General features: G+C 42.4%; 17 protein-coding genes. 14 read left to right on the top strand and 3 right to left on the bottom strand.

Going from position 1 to position 18466, the window contains the following annotated elements; genetic code table 11:
- The first annotated feature begins 230 nt into the window (after window positions 1-230).
- The 6 genes from DK207_RS12625 to DK207_RS12600 all read left to right on the top strand — a co-directional run bounded on the left by DK207_RS12625 (window position 231) and on the right by DK207_RS12600 (window position 4769).
- On the top strand, window positions 231-374 hold the full coding sequence (locus DK207_RS12625) for a zinc ribbon-containing protein (protein WP_109441497.1): 144 nt from the start codon (window positions 231-233) through the stop codon (window positions 372-374).
- Window positions 375-555: 181 nt separating this feature from the next.
- Window positions 556-1443: a DMT family transporter gene (locus DK207_RS12620; protein WP_109441496.1), complete on the top strand. Its 888-nt coding sequence runs from the start codon at window positions 556-558 to the stop codon at window positions 1441-1443.
- 730 nt (window positions 1444-2173) lie between these two features.
- Window positions 2174-2953 (top strand): dihydrodipicolinate reductase C-terminal domain-containing protein, encoded by a 780-nt coding sequence (locus DK207_RS12615; RefSeq protein WP_109441499.1) that lies wholly within the window; start codon window positions 2174-2176, stop codon window positions 2951-2953.
- A gap of 151 nt (window positions 2954-3104) precedes the next feature.
- Window positions 3105-3770 carry an RluA family pseudouridine synthase gene (locus DK207_RS12610; RefSeq protein WP_109441495.1) on the top strand — a complete coding sequence of 222 codons (666 nt, stop codon included), beginning with the start codon at window positions 3105-3107 and terminating at the stop codon, window positions 3768-3770.
- A 22-nt stretch (window positions 3771-3792) separates the two neighbouring features.
- The gene (locus tag DK207_RS12605) at window positions 3793-4278 is read left to right on the top strand and encodes a GNAT family N-acetyltransferase (protein ID WP_109441494.1); all 486 of its coding nucleotides are present in this window, start codon (window positions 3793-3795) and stop codon (window positions 4276-4278) included.
- Window positions 4279-4403: 125 nt separating this feature from the next.
- On the top strand, window positions 4404-4769 hold the full coding sequence (locus DK207_RS12600; protein ID WP_004637429.1) for a ribonuclease E inhibitor RraB: 366 nt from the start codon (window positions 4404-4406) through the stop codon (window positions 4767-4769).
- A gap of 47 nt (window positions 4770-4816) precedes the next feature.
- Here the strand turns inward: DK207_RS12600 and DK207_RS12595 are convergent, their stop codons facing one another.
- A complete protein-coding gene (locus tag DK207_RS12595; RefSeq protein WP_109441493.1) occupies window positions 4817-6907 on the bottom strand; it encodes a TonB-dependent siderophore receptor in 2091 nt (696 codons plus the stop codon).
- Window positions 6908-6983: 76 nt separating this feature from the next.
- On the opposite strand from DK207_RS12595, the gene DK207_RS12590 reads away from it, so the two are divergent.
- Complete coding sequence (locus tag DK207_RS12590; RefSeq protein WP_109441492.1) at window positions 6984-8135, top strand: DUF1624 domain-containing protein; 1152 nt, start codon at window positions 6984-6986, stop codon at window positions 8133-8135.
- Window positions 8136-8177: 42 nt separating this feature from the next.
- Here DK207_RS12590 and DK207_RS12585 read toward each other — a convergent pair whose 3' ends face one another.
- Window positions 8178-8645 (bottom strand): Lrp/AsnC ligand binding domain-containing protein, encoded by a 468-nt coding sequence (locus DK207_RS12585; protein ID WP_109441491.1) that lies wholly within the window; start codon window positions 8643-8645, stop codon window positions 8178-8180.
- Window positions 8646-8782: 137 nt separating this feature from the next.
- Between DK207_RS12585 and DK207_RS12580 the strand changes: the two genes are divergently transcribed.
- The 4 genes from DK207_RS12580 (at window position 8783) to DK207_RS12565 (ending at window position 13178) form a co-directional block, all read left to right on the top strand.
- Window positions 8783-10039, top strand: coding sequence for a D-amino acid dehydrogenase (locus tag DK207_RS12580; protein ID WP_109441490.1), 1257 nt, complete (start codon window positions 8783-8785; stop codon window positions 10037-10039).
- 24 nt (window positions 10040-10063) lie between these two features.
- The gene (alr, locus tag DK207_RS12575) at window positions 10064-11167 is read left to right on the top strand and encodes an alanine racemase (protein WP_109441489.1); all 1104 of its coding nucleotides are present in this window, start codon (window positions 10064-10066) and stop codon (window positions 11165-11167) included.
- A gap of 26 nt (window positions 11168-11193) precedes the next feature.
- Entirely contained in the window at window positions 11194-11553 is a 360-nt protein-coding gene (locus tag DK207_RS12570; RefSeq protein WP_004637434.1) for a RidA family protein, read from the top strand.
- A 200-nt stretch (window positions 11554-11753) separates the two neighbouring features.
- Window positions 11754-13178, top strand: coding sequence for an amino acid permease (locus DK207_RS12565; RefSeq protein ID WP_171293686.1), 1425 nt, complete (start codon window positions 11754-11756; stop codon window positions 13176-13178).
- Window positions 13179-13250: 72 nt separating this feature from the next.
- Here the strand turns inward: DK207_RS12565 and DK207_RS12560 are convergent, their stop codons facing one another.
- Entirely contained in the window at window positions 13251-14132 is an 882-nt protein-coding gene (locus tag DK207_RS12560) for a LysR family transcriptional regulator (RefSeq protein WP_109441487.1), read from the bottom strand.
- A 166-nt stretch (window positions 14133-14298) separates the two neighbouring features.
- Here DK207_RS12560 and DK207_RS12555 point away from each other — a divergent pair, with 166 nt between their 5' ends.
- The 3 genes from DK207_RS12555 to DK207_RS12545 all read left to right on the top strand — a co-directional run bounded on the left by DK207_RS12555 (window position 14299) and on the right by DK207_RS12545 (window position 18460).
- The gene (locus DK207_RS12555) at window positions 14299-15816 is read left to right on the top strand and encodes a CoA-acylating methylmalonate-semialdehyde dehydrogenase (RefSeq protein ID WP_109441486.1); all 1518 of its coding nucleotides are present in this window, start codon (window positions 14299-14301) and stop codon (window positions 15814-15816) included.
- 13 nt (window positions 15817-15829) lie between these two features.
- A complete protein-coding gene (gene mmsB, locus DK207_RS12550; RefSeq protein ID WP_109441485.1) occupies window positions 15830-16720 on the top strand; it encodes a 3-hydroxyisobutyrate dehydrogenase in 891 nt (296 codons plus the stop codon).
- Window positions 16721-16810: 90 nt separating this feature from the next.
- On the top strand, window positions 16811-18460 hold the full coding sequence (locus tag DK207_RS12545; RefSeq protein ID WP_109441484.1) for an AMP-binding protein: 1650 nt from the start codon (window positions 16811-16813) through the stop codon (window positions 18458-18460).
- Window positions 18461-18466: the final 6 nt, after the last annotated feature.

Raw genomic sequence — 18466 nt, 5'->3', positions numbered from 1 at the left:
TACTGATACTGATACTGATACTGATACTGATACTGATACTGATACTGATACTGATACTGATACTGATACTGATACTGATACTGATACTGATACTGATACTGATAGGATACAAATAGAAAAACTAATTACTTAGCAAAAAAGCTATGATTGTCTGTCAGAAAGGTCAATAAATAATCAAAACTATCACGCTATAGTATATGAACCATTTCTAAAATCTATGGAGAACAAAGATGGTTACTGCTGGCGAAAGACCTGGAACTGGCTTCTATTTTTGTGTCCAATGCGGACATCGCACTTATTTAGAAATTGGTACTGATCGTTTACCTCCGTGTACCAAATGCCTTGGCAATCAATTTAACAGTAAGATTGCTTAAGCCGCAGACACCAAACAGTTATCCGCTGTTTTGAAGAAAGCCCTATCACTCGATAGGGCTTTTTTGTGAGTGAAAATAAGAGAGCGAGCTATACCAGCAAATAATTTATCCAATTCAAAGCTCGAAAAATAATCCTCAAGCGAGTAAATTACATGCATATTTTGAATGTGCATTCGCCGTTATGACTTTTACTTGGATTTTATTTACCTTGATGGCTGCATTTATGCAGGCATGGCGCAACGCATTTCAAAAACAACTCAGTACCGCCGTCGATGTCTATGGCACAACACTGGCAAGATTTCTATTTGCACCAATCTTTGCCTTTAGTTATTTGGCTTTTCTCTATAACCAACAACCTGTGACGAGCGAAGTCAGCTTCACCCATAAATTTTGGTTCTATGTGGTGATTGCTGGGGTGAGCCAAATCTATGCAACCGCTTTAATGGTCAAATTATTTCAACAAAAGAACTATGCCATTGGGGTCGGACTTGCCAAAAGTGAAGCAATCTTAGCGGCATTGGTTGGTGTGTTGTTCTTACAAGAGCATTTAACCGCTTGGGGATGGGTGGGCGTTTCGATTGGCGCAGTGGCAGTATTTTTACTGAGTAAAGGACGGCAACACACCGAACTTTCAATCAAAACACTCATGATTGGCTTAGGTAGTGGGTTATGTTTTGCGATTACCTCATTGTTAGTCCGTGAAGCCAGTTTAGAACTCGGCATGCTGCCATTTCTCCATCGCGCGGCGTGGGTACTGTGTAGCTTAATTAGCTTCCAGTGCATCATTATGTTGATATATCTGTGTATTTTTAGTCGTCAGACCTTATATAAAATGTGGCAACGATTGGGACTCACCTTTAAGGTCAGTGTTTGCAGTTTCCTTGCTTCATTGGGTTGGTTCAGTGCAATGAGTATGCAAACGGTGGCGATTGTGAAAACGCTCGGTCAGATTGAGATTTTATTTAGCTTACTCATCTCGGCATTTTTCTTTAAAGAAAAATTAGCAAGAACAGATCATTTGGGCTTATGGCTGGTGATTGTTGCCGCGATTATGGTGATTTGGGCATAATTTTAATGTCTCAATGAAAAAATACACATGTAAATTTGAATATATCGGAATATAAATCTGATATTTTTAATAGCTATGGGAAATATTTCCAATATTTAAGCATTGATCAGAAATTGTTTCTAAAAACATAAAAAATCTTTTGGTTTTTAGCAAAACAATCCCACATCGATCTGCCTAAACTATGTCTCAAGGGTGTGAAAGGGATCGAAAAGAGTAGCATGCACCGATGCTTACAAAGCAAGTGTGTACGAACCCAAAAGGTCTCGATTCGGCTTAGGACGCTATAGATCAAAAGTTTATAGGCAAAGGTTATGGCTTACAAAGTCATAGGTGTTGAAGTAAACAACATGTTTTCCCTTGATACCCTCAAAATTCTGAAACTAAAAACTAAAAACTAAAAACTAAAAACTAAAAACTAAAAAGCTTAACTTCCCTCAGATTCTAATTTCTTCGTCTTTGTTCAAAATAAATTATTGATTCTTTAAATCTTCTATCGACTACATATAATGTGACATTTTAATAAATATATAATTTTCAAATGGTTATGCTGTGTAAGTTTACTTTTAACATGCTTTACTTGATTGACAGGGTCAAATTGAGTTGCTAGTTTGAGCCTGACTTTAGTGTTTTGGAGGGTATTTACACAATTTATGAGATGAATCTTGTGATCTGATAAATCTCGGTTGGGGGGATGTTAGGAAGCCCTCAAATGCATGAAAGGACAATTCAAATGAAAGTGGGTATTATTGGCTTTGGTAAAACAGGCCGTGCAGTTGCATCAGTATTATTAGAGTCGAAAAAGACCAATTTACAATGGGTTATCCGTCAATCAAAACAGTTGGAACAACAATCGGTTGCTGATCTCTTAGGAATAGAATCAGATGAACCAAGTCATATTTTTTCAAAAGATGAATTTTCTATAGTTGCACTTTTAGATCATTATCCAGTTGATATTATTGTGGATTTTTCCTCGGAAAATGGATTGGACTACTATGCTGAGGAAGCAGCGAGACGCGGTATCACGATTATCAGTGCGGTGTCTCAATATCCTGAAAAAAGGATTCACCAGCTTAAACGGCTTGCGATGCAAACCTGTGTCCTACATTCACCTAATATTACCCTTGGGATCAATTTTGTCATTCTTGCAGCAAAGATTTTGAAAAATATTGCACCCGACACAGATATTGATGTGATTGAAGAACATTTTAAGGCGAAACCTGAGGTTTCAGGGACGGCCAAAGTTATTACCCGAGAGCTTGATCTGCCTGAAGAAAGCATTAAATCTGTACGGGCAGGCGGGATTGTCGGGGTACATGAAATCTTATTTGGTTTTCCATTTCAAACGGTGCGACTAAAACACGAATCCATCACCCGTGAAGCTTTTGGCAACGGTATTTTATTTGCCATCGAAAATCTAAAAGATAAACCGAAAGGGTTTTATAATATGGAGGCATTGTTATTGCCTTTTTTCAAATTGGATGATCAGCCTGAACTACAGGTTTTGACCTAATTAAATCAATTTAAATTCAGTTGAATAAGCTGTGGTTTCACGTGAAACCTCAACCAGATCTTTGTTTATTTGGTAGAAGAAATGCTTTTGCGGTATTGTCTAAATTTCTTTATGATTTGCGCTGATTTTCTCTTCGACTATTTTGATCTGCATGGCGCTCAACGACAATTTTATTTATACACCACCGCAGCAACCTTTAGACATCCTTTATGAAGATGATGATTTGGTTGTGGTAAATAAACCAGCGGGTTTGTTGTCGGTTATGGGGCGCTTACCAGAGCATCAAGATAGTGCTTATTTACGTGTGTTAGACAAATATCCATTTGCCAAAGTGACGCATCGTTTGGATATGGCAACATCAGGTTTACTGATGTTTGCCAAACATCGTGATGCGGAAGTGGCAGTCAGCAAAATGTTTCAGGCACGGACAGTCAAAAAATATTATGAGGCATTAGTACAGGGAAAGATTCAAGCTGAGGGCAGTGTCGAGGTGCCACTGATTACCGATTGGGAGAATCGCCCGCGTCAGATGGTTCATTTTGAATTGGGCAAACCAGCGAAGACCCTATACCAATCGTTGCATTACGATGCAGAAACGGATCAGAGCCGCGTTCGTTTAGAGCCAGTGACAGGACGCTCACATCAGCTACGCGTTCACATGATGCATATTGGTCACCCGATTATGGGGGATAAATTGTATCATCCCGAACCTGCTAAATTCCATTTGAAACGAATGGCACTCCATGCAGCGTATCTGGCTTTTCAGCATCCTTTTCATCAGCAAAACATAGAAATTCACGCTGAGGTAAGATTCTAGGCCTTCGCCAAAAGGAGCAATCATGTATCCAGTCCAGCATCGTACATGGCTTGAGTTGACAGAACTACAACAAGCACAACTTAAGCCACTTTTGTTCGCAGCAGATCCGGATTGGGCTGTGATCTCGACTTATCTGTTACAGGCGGATATTTTTGTGATGATAAATGAGCAAGATCAAATTATTGCTCAGCTTTGTTTGATTCAGAATGTGGATCAAGCCGAAATAAAAAATCTTTCGGTTGATCCAAGTCAGCAGGGACAAGGTTTAGCCAAGACATTGATTTTGTATGTGGTTGGCGCTTTGCAGCAGTCTAGCATTCAAACTTTATGGATAAAAACGGGCAACTCTAGCCTTGATCAATTGGCGCTGTATCAAAAATGTGGTTTTCGTATGTCCCATATCGAGCGCAATGTCTTTCAAAACTATCCCGAACCTATTTTTGAAAACGGTATCCGATGCTTAGATCAAGTGGTGTTATCAATCGAATATGATCTCCAGATAAACTAATTTATGGGGATCATTTAGCGGGAGCGCTCGCTACAATTATTATATTAACGCGTCTAAAAACTGACATAAAAATAGGTTAATCTATAGCCAAACATTAACTAGAGAACATAACAAAGGATATTCTTATGACACGCGATTATGACCAATTTCCAGATGATGATAATGGCAATGTACTGTGGCAAATGGTTGAAGATGGGAATGACCTAAGTGAGCCGCATGAGGTTGAATTTTCAATCGTGTTTGAAAAACAAGAACAGGTTGAAAAATGTGCTCTACATCTTTTACACCAAGAACAAAAAATCTCCCTCTATCAAGAAGAGCTACATTCAGATGGTTCCGATATGTGGGTGTTAAATGTACACGTCAATATGATGCTGGAATATGAAGATATTGCTGATCTAGAAGAGTGGATGGTACGTATCGCACAAGAATTTTCAGGTGAGTACGACGGTTGGGGTTGTATGAGCTATATCTATGACGAAGATGAATAAGCATGGATAAAATGTGACTCAGCCCTCAGTGGGCTGAGCCATATCGATTAAAATTTGAATTGTGCTGATATTGAGGCATTCAAAGGTTCACCCGGTTGAACCCATACATCACTATAACTCGAAACATAATAGGTCTTATCAAATAGATTGTTCAGATTGAACTGATAACGCTGGCGATCTGATGGGGCGTAATAGGCATTTAAATTGACCAAGGTATAGCTCGGTAAATTAAATCCATTATCTAGATTATGACCACTACGCTCACCAACATAGCTCAGGTTGGCACCGACACCTGCTTTCACTGCAGCTTGTTGTAAAAACTCATAGTTGGTACTGATTGAAGCTTGGTGTTTAGGAATATTGCTCAAGCGTGCGCCTTTGACCAGATCTTGGTCTTTCTCGATTTTGGCATCGGTATAGCTATAGTTGGCATTGAGTGACCAGCGATCTGTGAATTGGCTGTTGAAGTCCAGTTCAACACCTTGACTGCTGACTTCACCTGCAGCAGTTTGAAAACCATTGTCGATTGGATCTGTGGTTAGCACGTTCTGCTTTTGCATTTTAAATAAGGCAACACTCAGCAGGCTGTGGTCATTGATTCGATATTTACTTCCAATTTCATAGCTTTGACCTTTTTCTGGGGCAAAGTTCTCACCATTGCGGTCCATACCACTGTTCATCGCAAATGAACGACCATAGTTACTATAGAATGACCAGTGATCTGATGCTTTGAAATTGACACCAAGACGTGGGCTGGCTTGGTTAAGGTTTTGCTTATGCTGAGTTTGTTTTAGGTGATTTTCAAAGTTTTGTTCGACTCGATCAAAGCGCGTACCCAGCAAGATGCTCCATTGATCATTAAAAAACATCTGATCTTGTAGATTAATGGCGAAATAGCGTTGTCGCTCATCGGTATTGGTAAAGGTCGCAAGACTTGGCAGAGATTGCCCATAGTGAGGCTGATAAATATCAATGGTATTTGGGTGATCCGCACTATGATTACGACGTAATTGATATTGGCGGTAATCCAATTGTCCCAATTCTGTGGAAACAACGACTTCATGACGTGCCCATGATGTGTCTAATTCTCCAAGTAATTCGGTTTGTGCCAGCACATCTTCGCTTTGATAATCACGATAGCGACGTTGGCGCTCCAAAGTGCGTCCATCGGCTTGTACACGTCGCGGTTCGGTGGAGAATCCAACCATTTGCGCATCTTTATAACTGAGCGCACTGTTCAGCTTCCAAGCATCATTAAATTCATGGCTTAAACGCAATTGATAAAAATGGTCTTTTACCCGCATATCACCATCACGTGGTTCACCCGTGAAGGTTTTAGGATTCATCACAAACTGTTTCTGAACAGTACTTACTCCGCGATCAAATGTACCTAAATGTTGGGTAAATTCGCTGTCAAAATCGAGTTGGGTCTGGTCTGAGATTTTCCATGTGAGTTGAGGAGAGAAGAACCAACGTTCACTACTAACATGATCACGAAAACTTTGATTGTCTTCATGGGCGACGGCAAAACGATAAGCAAGCACATCATTGATGGGCGCCGTATGTTCAAGGCTAATGCGATATTGTTCTTGGCTATTGGCGCGAAGGTTGATCTGGCTTTGGCTTTCCCACTCAGGTTTCTTACTGTTGATATTGAGTAGTCCACCTGTTTCTCCACGACCATAGAGTGCTGCCATCGGTCCTTTGAGAAAATCCAATGACTCGATATTGACCATATCTTTGGGAGCACTTACGCCGCGATTGACACTTAAACCATTGCGAATGGTTGCAGCCCCCAGATTTGGATCACTACTAAAACCTCGAAAGGAGTAATTATCCCAAAACCCACCGCCATAATTATTTTGATGAAATACACCGCTGACCAAGGTCAAGGCATCGTCTATGCGTTGCACATCTTGTTGTTCGAGCACTTGTTGAGAAATAAATGAACGGTTAAAGGGGATGTCGAGGACATCGTGGGAGAATTTGGTTCCGCTGCTATTTTGCTGCAGATCCTGTTGGGTTGTATCTGCTTGAATACGAATGGTTTCAAGGACTGCGGTACGATCTTCTGCCCATGTGATTGTTGAGAAAAAACTAAACCCCAAGCAAGACCAAAATCCAAGTGTACGTTGCATAAATCATCAACCAAAGAAAGACAAAAAAATGATTTTGTAATAGTATAACATTACATCAATTTTTAAATCTTTTTTTATGCTGCCCTCAGAAAAAACGCGACAGCGGTTACAGTCGATTGACGCCTTACGTGGTTTAGTGATTTTAATTATGTTGCTTGATCATGTCAGAGAAACTTTTTATATGCATAAACAAGTCCCTGATCCTATGGATGTGTCAGCGACTGAACCTGCTTTATTTGCTAGCCGTGCGTTGGCTCATCTTTGTGCACCTATTTTTGTATTATTGACGGGCATCTCCGCTTTTCTGTTTTATTCCAAAACACAAAGCTTGTATGAGACACGGGCATTTTTATTGAAACGTGGCTTATTTTTGATCGTCCTTGAGCTGACCTTGGTTAACTTTGCATGGACTGCGACCTTTCCACCTGATGTGATTTATTTACAAGTCATTTGGGCGATTGGGATCAGCATGGTGGTCTTGGCTGCTTGTATCAGCTTGCCATTACCGATCATGTTATTGAGCGCATTTGTGATTATCTTTGGACATAACCTACTGGATTCTGTTCATTTTGCTGAAGGTTCAATCTTTCAAACTCTTTGGCTGGTGTTACATGAGCGTGGTTGGATTGAGTTTGCGGATATGAAGATTCGCACGTCATATCCTGTTTTGCCTTGGATTGGCATAATTTTACTGGGATATGCTGTGGGACATTTGTTTGGTCAGCAATATACGGCTCAACGGCGAAATCAGTATTTATTGGGTATGGGCTTAATCAGTATAGGCTTGTTCATGTTGTTACGCCTGATCAATGTTTATGGTGATCAACCCTGGCTACATTTTGATACTGCACAATTGAGTCTGATGAGTTTCTTTAATCTCACCAAATATCCGCCGTCATTATTATTTATTCTATGGAATGTAGGCGTGGGACTAATTTTGCTTGTGGTATTTGATCGCTGGCAACAACAAAAGTGGTTTAAACCATTGGTCGTATTTGGTTCGGTACCCATGTTCTTCTATCTATTACATTTATATGTGTTGAAGTTGGTCTATGTGATTGCGGTCAGTATTTGGGGCGTGAATCAGGGGGACTATCTTTCAGTCGATCATGTGTGGATGTTATGGCTGATCACGGTTGGAATGTCTTTTGCGCTTTATCCAGTGGTGCAAGGGTTTTCACAGTTTAAACATCAGAATAAGCAGATTACGATTTTAAAATACTTTTAATACGGTGATGGTTGCGGTAAAGATCGTTTATTGCGACGGTCTTTACTTGCTTACATCCAAATAGAAACTTTCTTTGACCTCTTCCATAACCACATAACTATGCGAGGATGCGGAAGCAGGTAGTTTTTTTAATAAATCACCCAATAATCGGCGATAGGCACTCATTTCTTTGAGTCTTGCTTTGACCAGATAATCAAATTCACCAGAGATAAGATGGCACTCGAGCACTTCTGGAATATCAACCAAATCGCGTGCGACTTGATCAAACACATCGCCTGATTTGGCAGAGAGTTTAATTTCTAAAAAGACGAGTAAGCTACGATCGACATGGGCGGGATTGAGCCGAGCATAATAGCCCATGATGATGCCTTCACGTTCTAATCGTTTTACACGCTCAGAACAGGGCGTGGTAGACAAATTGACGCGCGAAGCTAACTCACTAATCGCAATCCGTCCTTCACGTTGCAAAATATCTAAAATCAAGCGATCAATCCGGTCTAATTTACGCATAGATTATTTCCTTTTATTTTAATTTTTCCGCGACAAATAGATTAAATTACCTAGATTATACCTATAAAAACAGTCAAAAAAACTATTGAAGCAAAAATATACTAGTTAAATAAACTAGTGGGCGAGAGGGACCTATTATGCGCGTTATCGTTTTAGGAAGTGGTGTGATTGGTGTAGCAAGTGCTTACTATCTTGCGCAACAAGGTGCCCAAGTGACTGTGCTTGATCGTCAGTCTGGTCCAGCAAAAGAAACCAGCTTTGGTAATGCAGGACAAATCTCGCCAGGATATTCAACCCCATGGGCAGCACCGGGTATTCCGTTTAAAGCTGTAAAATGGATGTTTCAACATCATGCACCGCTTGCCATTAATATCGATGGCAGTATGTGGCAGTTACAGTGGATGGCACAAATGCTGAAAAACTGTAATCCACAAAGTTATGCAGTCAACAAAGAGCGCATGATGCGTGTGGCTGAATACAGCCGTGATTGTTTGCGTCAACTGAGAAGCGAAACAGGTATCAACTACGAAAATCGTTCCAAAGGTACCTTACAAGTATTTCGTAATGATGCACAACTTGAAGCAGTGCAACGAGACATCCAGGTCCTGAAAGAATGTGGTGTCGATTTTAATTTACTCAATGCAGAAGAACTCGGTAGCGTTGAACCTGCGTTAGCACACACCGATAAATTAGTAGGCGGTTTGCATTTGCCAAATGATGAAACGGGTGACTGTTATTTATTCACCAATGCCTTGGCAAAAGTGGCGCAAGAGCTAGGCGTTGAATTTAAATTCGATCAAAACGTTGAGCAATTGATAGTTGAGGGTGATGAAATCAAAGGTGTGTTGGTCAATGGTGTGGTTTTAACAGCTGACCGTTTCGTGCTTGCCTTTGGTAGTTATTCGCGCGACTTCCTAAGACCATTGCAATTGAATCTTCCTGTTTATCCTGTGAAAGGCTATTCATTGACGATTCCAATTGTTGAACCAAAATTTGCACCGCAATCGACAGTTTTAGATGAGACTTACAAGGTTGCGATTACACGTTTTGATCAACGTATCCGTGTCGGGGGTATGGCGGAATTAAGCGGCTTTAATTTGGGCTTAAATGATGATCGCCGTGCAACTTTGGAAATGGTCACCCAAGATTTATTCCCAGGTGGTGATTTACAACAAGCTTCATTCTGGACAGGTTTACGTCCAATGACACCAGACAGCACACCGATTATTGGCGCAACCAAATACAAGAATCTGTTTTTAAATACAGGTCACGGTACTTTAGGTTGGACCATGGCTTGCGGTTCAGGCAAATTAATCAGTGATCTGGTGATGAATCATCATACTGAAATAAGTACCGATGGTTTATCGATTCAGCGTTATTCACACGCGGCATAATTTACATTTACAAGGAAGTTGATTATGCCTCGCCCAATTACTGCGGTTATTCATACTCAGGCTTTACGCCAAAATCTTGAGGTCGTGAGAACTTCTGTTCCAGATAGCAAGGTTTTTGCGGTGGTCAAAGCCAATGCCTATGGACATGGAATCGAACGTGTCTATGATGCTTTTAAAATAGCAGATGGTTTTGCTTTACTTGATATTGAGGAAGCTAAACGTCTGCGTGCATTAGGCTGGACAGGTCCAATCCTGTTGCTGGAAGGGATTTTTTCACCCCAAGATTTATTTGATTGTGCTCAATACCAACTCAGTTTCACGGTGCATAGTGAGCATCAAGTTGAATGGTTACAACAGCATATCTATCCTGCCCAGTTTGATATTTTCCTCAAAATGAACAATGGCATGAACCGTTTAGGGTTCAAACCACAGCAATATCGCCAAGTGTGGCGACATCTTCAGCGTCTTAATAACGTCACAAAAATCACTCATATGATGCATTTTTCTGATGCGGATGGGGAGCGTTTTGGCCAAGCTGGCGTGGACTATCAACTGACAGAATTCGAGACGCATATTCAAGATTTACCCGGTGAGAGATCGCTCAGTAATAGTGCTGCCATCCTTCGATACCCGACACAACTCCACTCCGATTATGTCCGTGGCGGCATCATGCTCTATGGCAGCTCGCCTGATTTCCCTCAGCACAGTATCCAAGATTGGGGACTTGCGCCAACCATGAGTTTGCGTAGTGAACTGATCGCAATCCAGCAGCTAAAAACCAATGAAAGTGTGGGGTATGGCTCGAGTTTTGTCGCTGAGCATGACATGAGCATCGGTATCGTTGCTTGTGGTTATGCAGATGGTTATCAGCGTATTTCCCCGACAGGTACGCCTATTTTAGTTAATGGTATACGTACCCGTACCATTGGGCGAGTCAGTATGGATATGTTGGCAGTGGATTTGGCTCCCGTACCGAATGCTGAAATTGGTAGTGAAGTTGTGCTTTGGGGAACCTCAACAACAGGAAGTATTTTACCCATTGATGATGTTGCAGCAGCCTCAGGCACAGTCGGTTATGAACTGATGTGTGGGGTGACCGCACGTGTCAAATTTATCAATCAAGACTAATATCTAACAAGGCGAAGGAAGTCATCATGTCTCATTCTGATATTCAGAAAATCAACTCGACCGAAGTGATGAGTGCAGTCACTGTTTTCAACAAAGTGGTGTATTTATCAGGACAAGTCCCTAAAAATCCAGACTTAGATATTGAAGGGCAGACTCGAGATATTCTCGCAACGATTGAGCAGCTTCTCGATTCGGCAAATACCGATAAATCACGTCTATTGTCTGTTCAACTGTTTCTAAAAGATCTCTCAGATTTCCCGACAGTCAATGCGATCTATGTCGATTGGTTAAAAGGTTGTGTTGCACCTTCTCGTGCCACGATTCAAGCGGATTTGGTCAATCCAAATTGGTTAATCGAGATTGCAGTGATTGCAGCACAAAAATAAAGCAAACAGAGATCGTTTTGCTTAAATAATATAAAAAAAGATGAAAAGTAACGTATTTGTTGTAGATAAAACAGCAGCAGATGCGTATTTTCTTGCAATGAATATGCGTCCGCCATTTTAAAAGAGAGCGAATTTTCGCAACAAAATAAAAAGGCTGGCGCATACACGAATAAGAAAAAGGGAACTTTTTTATGACGGTTATGCAACAGCATCCAAATGATCAACACGCGCCAAATGATTTACAACGCAAGCTTTCCAATCGCCATTTACAACTGATCGCCATTGGTGGTGCGATTGGCACAGGCTTGTTTATGGGCTCAGGCAAAACCATTTCCTTGGCGGGACCCTCGATTCTGTTTATTTACATGATCATCGGGATCATGTTTTTCTTTTTGATGCGGGCACTGGGTGAGTTGTTGCTTGCCAATTTACAATATAAGTCTTTTGTGGATATGGCACATGATTTGATCGGACCATGGGCAGGGTACTATATCGGCTGGACCTATTGGCTGGGTTGGGTGCTGGTCGGAATTGCGGATTTAGCGGCAGTCATTAACTATCTTGGTTTCTGGTTACCCGAAGGTGTGTCATTTACGCCGATGGGACAAGCCTTGATTAGTGCTGGTTGTGTGCTGTTTGTACTGGGACTTAATTTGCTGACGGTACGTTTATTTGGCGAGATTGAGTTTTGGTTTGCCTTGATTAAGATTCTAGCGATCATTGCCTTGATCGGTGTGGGCGGCTATATGATTTTTAGTCACTTCCAAGCGCCTGAAGGTGCGGTGGCATCGCTCAGTAATGTTTGGTCGCATGGAGGCATGTTCCCTAAAGGTTTGGATGGTTTCTTGGCAGGTTTCCAAATTGCTGTTTTTGCCTTTGTCGGGGTAGAGTTAGTGGGAACCACAGCAGCTGAAACCAAAGATCCGCATAAAAATCTTCCAAAAGCCATTAATGCGATTCCGATTCGAATCATTTTGTTCTATGTATTGGCCTTATTGGTGGTGATGGCTGTTACGCCGTGGGATAGTATTCGTGCGGATAAAAGCCCATTCGTGGAATTATTCTTGAATGCAGGAATTGTCACCTCTGCAATTATTATGAATTTGGTGGTGTTGTCGTCGGTGATGTCATCCATGAACAGTGGCGTGTTTTCGACCAGCCGAATGTTGTTTGGTTTATCTAAGGATGGTCAAGCACCTGCGGCATTAGGACGTTTATCGAAGAAAGCTGTACCTGCCAATGGACTGTTTTTTTCCTGCGTTTTTATTATGGGTGGTGCAGTACTCCAGTATTTCGTACCGAATACGCTAGAAGCATTTACCTTGGCGAGTGCACTGTGCGTGATTTTATTCATCAGTGTATGGAGCCTGATTATGGTGTGCTATATCCGCTACCGTAAATTGCGCCCTGAATTACATATGCAGTCGAATTTTAAAATGCCGGGTGGCGTTTGGATGTCCTATCTGGTGATTCTCTTCTTGCTATTTGCCTTGGTGATCTTGGCACTTGAACCTGATACCTTGAAAGCATTGTATGTAAGCCCATTGTGGTTGTTGATTCTGGCTGCAACATATCAGCTGGTGTACAAACCACGATTACGCAAACTTCAACGAGAATTGGTATAAAACAGTCTCAAGTTCTACATTTTGAGAGCTAGTCTAAGAGACTGGCTCTTTTTATATCTGCTATTTGAATCGTTAATCAATCAGCAAATGTTGGTATTGATCGGCTTGTTTGCGTAAGTAATCCCAAACCAGTTTAATCCGTGGTTCATGTTGTAAATCAACGAATGTCAGCATCCAAAAGGTATGGTTGAAACGAACTTGTTCAGCTAACACGGTTTCAAGCTCAGGTTTATCATCTGCCAAAAACTTGGGTAATATGGCTAGCCCAGCGCCAGCACTGACCGCAATCTGCTGTGCCAAAATGCTACTACTGCGAAAATTTGCAGTGAGTTTTAAGGGTAAGCGTTCTAGACAATATAGCTCAGGGCTATAGACCAAATCATCAATATAATTGACAAAACGATGTTGGGTTAAGTCTTCTAGGCGACGAATCGGTGGGTTGTCGGCTAGATAATTTTTACTGCCGTAAATTTTTAAACAATAATCAGACAAGCGCGTGATGATATAAGGACCAGATGTGGGACGTTCGATCGATACCACAATATCGGCTTCACGATGGGAGAGCTTAATCATTTTCGGCACAGGAATCAGGTCAATGGTGAGCAGCGGATATCGAATCGAAAACTCGGCTAGCAGTCGTGCAAGAAATGCCGTACCAAATCCTTCAGGTGTGCCAATTCGCACACGACCTTGCAAAGGTTGATGCGGTTTCTCAATCTGAAGAAAGGCCTGTTCCATTTGCTCAACCTGAGGAACAAGTGCTAATCCTTCCATCGTTAGTTCATAACCTGATGCTTCACGCTTGAATAAAGTCGTCCCTAAAGCCAGCTCCAATGCCTGAATCCGTCGAGCAACCGTACTGTGCTCGACACCAATAATGCGTGCCGCACTGGTTAAGGTTTTGGTTCGCGCCAGAACCAGAAAGAATTGTAGATGATCCCAATCCACTTTCATTGTTATTGTGTCCTTTGTGCATATTTGCACACCAATCGTGCATTAATTTGCGTTGGTGGTCAAAGTTTTCTTTGCTAGTCTCAACCAAAGGTTAAAAAAAGAAAATACGACGAATCGCTATTTTCAAACATCTGAACACAATAAAAATAGGGCCTATGGAGAGGTTATGAATACAATCCAGAAAATCGAGCTGGAAACAGCCAAGTTATTGATCAATGGACAGTTTATCGAGTCTGATACCCAGCAATGGCAAGATATTGTCAATCCTGCGACGCAGGAAGTGATTGGTCGCGTGCCTTTTGCAACGGTTCAAGAAGTTGATGCTGCGATTCAAGCTGCACAAGATGCTTTTGCCACTTGGCGTCAAACGCCGATTCAGGCACGTATGCGGATTATGTTGAAGCTACAAGACTTAATCCGTACCAACATGAAAGAGATCGCAAAAGTGTTGACCGCTGAGCAAGGCAAAACCTTAGCAGATGCAGAAGGCGATATCCAACGTGGCTTAGAAGTGGTTGAGCACGCTTGTTCTGTCGGTACTTTGCAAATGGGCGAGTACATCGAAGGCGTAGCACGAGGTGTTGATACCTATACTTTGCAACAGCCGTTAGGTGTTTGTGCGGGCATTACCCCGTTTAATTTCCCTGCCATGATTCCATTGTGGATGTTCCCGATGGCGATTGTTTGTGGCAATACCTTTGTACTCAAACCATCTGAACAAGATCCTTTGACCACGATGATGTTGGTTGAACTTGCGATTCAAGCGGGTGTGCCTGCTGGTGTGCTGAACGTGGTTCATGGGGGTAAAGAAGTGGTGGATCGTCTGTGTACACATCACCACATCAAAGCGATTTCATTTGTTGGTTCAACTGCAGTGGGTACCCATGTGTATAACCTCGCAGGCCAACATGGCAAACGTGTGCAGTCGATGATGGGTGCGAAAAACCATGTGGTGGTGATGCCTGATGCCAACAAAGAACAAACCCTCAATGCTTTGGTCGGTGCGGCTTTCGGTGCAGCAGGACAGCGTTGTATGGCGCTTTCAGTTGCTGTGATGGTAGGTGAAAGCAAGCAATGGGTTCAGGAGTTGGTGGAAAAAGCCAAGACCTTAAAAGTCAATGCAGGACATGAACCGAATACAGATATCGGACCTGTGATTTCTCAACGTGCCAAAGCACGCGTGATTGATTTGATTAATAGCGGTGTCGAGCAAGGTGCAGAGCTATTACTCGATGGCCGTGATGTACAAGTTAAAGGTTATGAGTCAGGTAACTTTGTTGGTGCGACCATTTTTAATGGCGTAACCACAGACATGCGCATCTATAAAGAAGAAATCTTTGGCCCAGTTTTGGCGATTATTTCTGTAGATACTTTAGAAGAAGCGATTGAGCTGATCAATGCCAATCCATTTGGTAACGGTGTTGGGCTATTCACTCAAACTGGTGCGACAGCACGTAACTTCCAAAACTTGATTGATATCGGTCAAGTTGGGATCAATATTCCAATTCCTGTGCCTGTGCCATTCTTTAGCTTTACAGGTTCGCGTGGTTCAAAACTGGGTGATTTAGGCCCTTATGGTAAGCAAGCGGTACAGTTTTATACGCAGACCAAAACCATTACCAGTCGTTGGTTTGAAGATAGCCATGAAGTTGGCGGTGTAAATACCACCATTAGTTTACGTTAAGGGAGAATCAGGGATGAATATCGCCTTTATCGGTCTTGGAAATATGGGCGGCAGAATGGCCCATAACCTGCTCAAAGCAGGACTTACAGTCTATGGTTATGATCTCAGTGACGTGGCCAATCAGCACTTTGCTGAAGCAGGTGGAGTGGTCTGCGACAGTCCTCAAGCAGCTGCTCAACAAGCGGATGTGGTGATCACCATGTTACCAGCAGCCAAACATGTCAAAGAGGTTTATCTCGGTGAAGCGGGCGTATTGGAAGTCTTGAAAGCAGGGGCTTTATGTATTGATAGCAGTACCATTGATCCACAGACCATCAAAGATATCGCCGCGCTTGCACAAAGTAAAAATATTCACATCTGTGATGCGCCTGTGTCGGGTGGCACTATTGGTGCGCAAGCGGGCACCCTAACTTTTATGGTGGGTGCTAATGATCAGACTTTTGAGGAAGTCAAACCTGTGCTCAGCCATATGGGTAAAAATGTCATCCATTGTGGCGAGGTCGGTGCGGGGCAAATTGCCAAGATTTGCAATAACTTAATCCTTGGAATCTCAATGGCTGCTGTGGCAGAGGGTATGGCATTGGGTGCCAAATTGGGGATTGATCCGCAAGCATTGGCAGGTGTGGTGAACACCTCAAGTGGTCGTTGCTGGAGTTCAGAGATCTGTAACCCGTGGCCACATATCAATGAAAATGCACCTGCTTCTCGTGGCTACCAAGATGGTTTTGCGACACAACTGATGCTCAAAGATTTAGGTCTGGCAGTCGAAGCGGCAGGTCAGGTCAAACAGCCTATTTTGTTAGGTGGTATGGTGCAGCAGATGTATCAGCAGATGTGTATGCGTGGAAATGCGCATTTGGATTTCTCCAGCATTATCCAGCAGTACCTTCCAGAAGAAGTCTAAGTACCAAGCTATAAGCACGAAGCCATAGGATGGCTTTGAATCATGAAACTCTGTCGTGAATAACTACAAATCCAGACTGAGGGAATAGAGATGTTGAATTATAAAGATGTGGCACAAACATTTGATTTTGAAAATACGGCTCAACACATGTTGTCAGGTTCGGTAGATGCACTCAATGCATGCTTTGAGTGTTGTGACCGACATGTAGACGGTGAAAAAGTTGCTTTGTACTGGCAAGGCAAGGATGGGCGTAAGCAACAATATAGCTTTGCGCAATTCAAACAGTGGTCCAGTCAATTTGCCAATTTTCTAAAATCACAAGGTGTACAGGCAGGCGATCGTATTTCGGGTTTATTACCACGAACGCCTGAACTGATCGTGACGATTTTAGCCGCATGGCGAATTGGAGCCGTATATCAACCATTGTTTACTGCTTTTGGGCCGAAAGCGATTGAGCATCGCATTCAACTTGCGCAAAGTAAGTTAGTCGTGACGGATGTAGGCAATCGCAGCAAGCTCGATGAAGTTGAACAATGTCCAGCCATCGTGACCGTTGCTGATACAGAAGGCACAGCGCTGAAAGCAAGTGATTTTAATTTTTGGCAGGAGTTAAATCAGCAGTCTGATCAATGTGAATTGGTGATGCGTAATTTGAATGATCCATTCTTATTGATGTTTACTTCAGGCACAACTGGGCCTGCCAAACCGCTCGAAGTGCCACTAAAAGCCTTGATTGCATTTGGTCGCTATATGCAAGATGCGATTGGCTTAACTGAAGATGATGCCTTTTGGAATATCGCTGATCCGGGTTGGGCGTATGGTTTGTACTATGCGATTACTGGACCGTTATTCTTGGGTCATGCGACTTTGTTTTATGAAGGTGCTTTTAGCACCGACAGCCTGTGTCAAATCGTCAAGGATTATCAAATCACCAACTTGGCAGGTGCACCAACCGCCTATCGTATGATGATGGCGGCTGATCCAGCACAAATGACGCCGTTAAAAGGACAATTCCGTGTGGTCAGTAGTGCTGGTGAGCCACTGAATCCTGAGGTGATTCGCTGGTTTAAACAAGTTTTAGATGCACCGATTTATGATCATTATGGGCAAACGGAAGTGGGTATGGTGGTGTGTAACCATCACGGTTTAAGCCATGAAATACGTGCAGGGACAGCAGGTTTTCCAAGTCCAGGTTATCGTGTTGCCGTAGTCAATGAACAAGGCGAAGAACTTCCGTCCGACACCGCAGGAATTTTGGCGGTAGATATTAGTCAATCGCCAATGATGTGGTTTGGAGGTTATAAAGAAAGCCGTAAATCACCTTTTGTTGGTCATTATTATTTAACAGGAGACACGGCTGAGTTACATAGCGATGGCAGTATGAGTTTTGTGGGGCGTAGCGATGATGTGATCACCACATCAGGCTATCGTATCGGTCCATTCGATGTTGAAAGCGCATTGCTTGAACATGATGCGGTGATTGAAGCCGCGGTGATTGGTGTGCCTGATCCTGATCGTACCGAACTGGTTAAAGCCTTTGTGATTTTAGCGGCAGGAGCACAGCCTTCGAATACATTGATTGAAGAACTGAGCCAGTTTGTGAAAAAACGTCTTTCTGCGCATGCATATCCACGTCTAGTGGAATTTGTCACCGAGTTGCCGAAGACGCCGAGTGGTAAAATCCAACGTTTTTTATTGCGTAATCAGGAAATTGCGAAACAACAAGCAAAAGCAGGCTAAGGGAAA

It is taken from the genome of Acinetobacter haemolyticus (assembly GCF_900406815.1).
Lineage (GTDB): Bacteria > Pseudomonadota > Gammaproteobacteria > Pseudomonadales > Moraxellaceae > Acinetobacter > Acinetobacter haemolyticus_A.
Note: the sequence above shows the minus strand (reverse complement) of the source record. Positions and strands in the feature narration are given on the sequence as shown.

Coding starts and splice junctions, on each gene's coding strand:
- DK207_RS12625 (WP_109441497.1), top strand. CDS start 231: ATGGTTACTGCTGGCGAAAGACCTGGAACTGGCTTCTATTTTTGTGTC.
- DK207_RS12620 (WP_109441496.1), top strand. CDS start 556: ATGACTTTTACTTGGATTTTATTTACCTTGATGGCTGCATTTATGCAG.
- DK207_RS12615 (WP_109441499.1), top strand. CDS start 2,174: ATGAAAGTGGGTATTATTGGCTTTGGTAAAACAGGCCGTGCAGTTGCA.
- DK207_RS12610 (WP_109441495.1), top strand. CDS start 3,105: ATGGCGCTCAACGACAATTTTATTTATACACCACCGCAGCAACCTTTA.
- DK207_RS12605 (WP_109441494.1), top strand. CDS start 3,793: ATGTATCCAGTCCAGCATCGTACATGGCTTGAGTTGACAGAACTACAA.
- DK207_RS12600 (WP_004637429.1), top strand. CDS start 4,404: ATGACACGCGATTATGACCAATTTCCAGATGATGATAATGGCAATGTA.
- DK207_RS12595 (WP_109441493.1), bottom strand. CDS start 6,907: ATGCAACGTACACTTGGATTTTGGTCTTGCTTGGGGTTTAGTTTTTTC.
- DK207_RS12590 (WP_109441492.1), top strand. CDS start 6,984: ATGCTGCCCTCAGAAAAAACGCGACAGCGGTTACAGTCGATTGACGCC.
- DK207_RS12585 (WP_109441491.1), bottom strand. CDS start 8,645: ATGCGTAAATTAGACCGGATTGATCGCTTGATTTTAGATATTTTGCAA.
- DK207_RS12580 (WP_109441490.1), top strand. CDS start 8,783: ATGCGCGTTATCGTTTTAGGAAGTGGTGTGATTGGTGTAGCAAGTGCT.
- alr (WP_109441489.1), top strand. CDS start 10,064: ATGCCTCGCCCAATTACTGCGGTTATTCATACTCAGGCTTTACGCCAA.
- DK207_RS12570 (WP_004637434.1), top strand. CDS start 11,194: ATGTCTCATTCTGATATTCAGAAAATCAACTCGACCGAAGTGATGAGT.
- DK207_RS12565 (WP_171293686.1), top strand. CDS start 11,754: ATGCAACAGCATCCAAATGATCAACACGCGCCAAATGATTTACAACGC.
- DK207_RS12560 (WP_109441487.1), bottom strand. CDS start 14,132: ATGAAAGTGGATTGGGATCATCTACAATTCTTTCTGGTTCTGGCGCGA.
- DK207_RS12555 (WP_109441486.1), top strand. CDS start 14,299: ATGAATACAATCCAGAAAATCGAGCTGGAAACAGCCAAGTTATTGATC.
- mmsB (WP_109441485.1), top strand. CDS start 15,830: ATGAATATCGCCTTTATCGGTCTTGGAAATATGGGCGGCAGAATGGCC.
- DK207_RS12545 (WP_109441484.1), top strand. CDS start 16,811: ATGTTGAATTATAAAGATGTGGCACAAACATTTGATTTTGAAAATACG.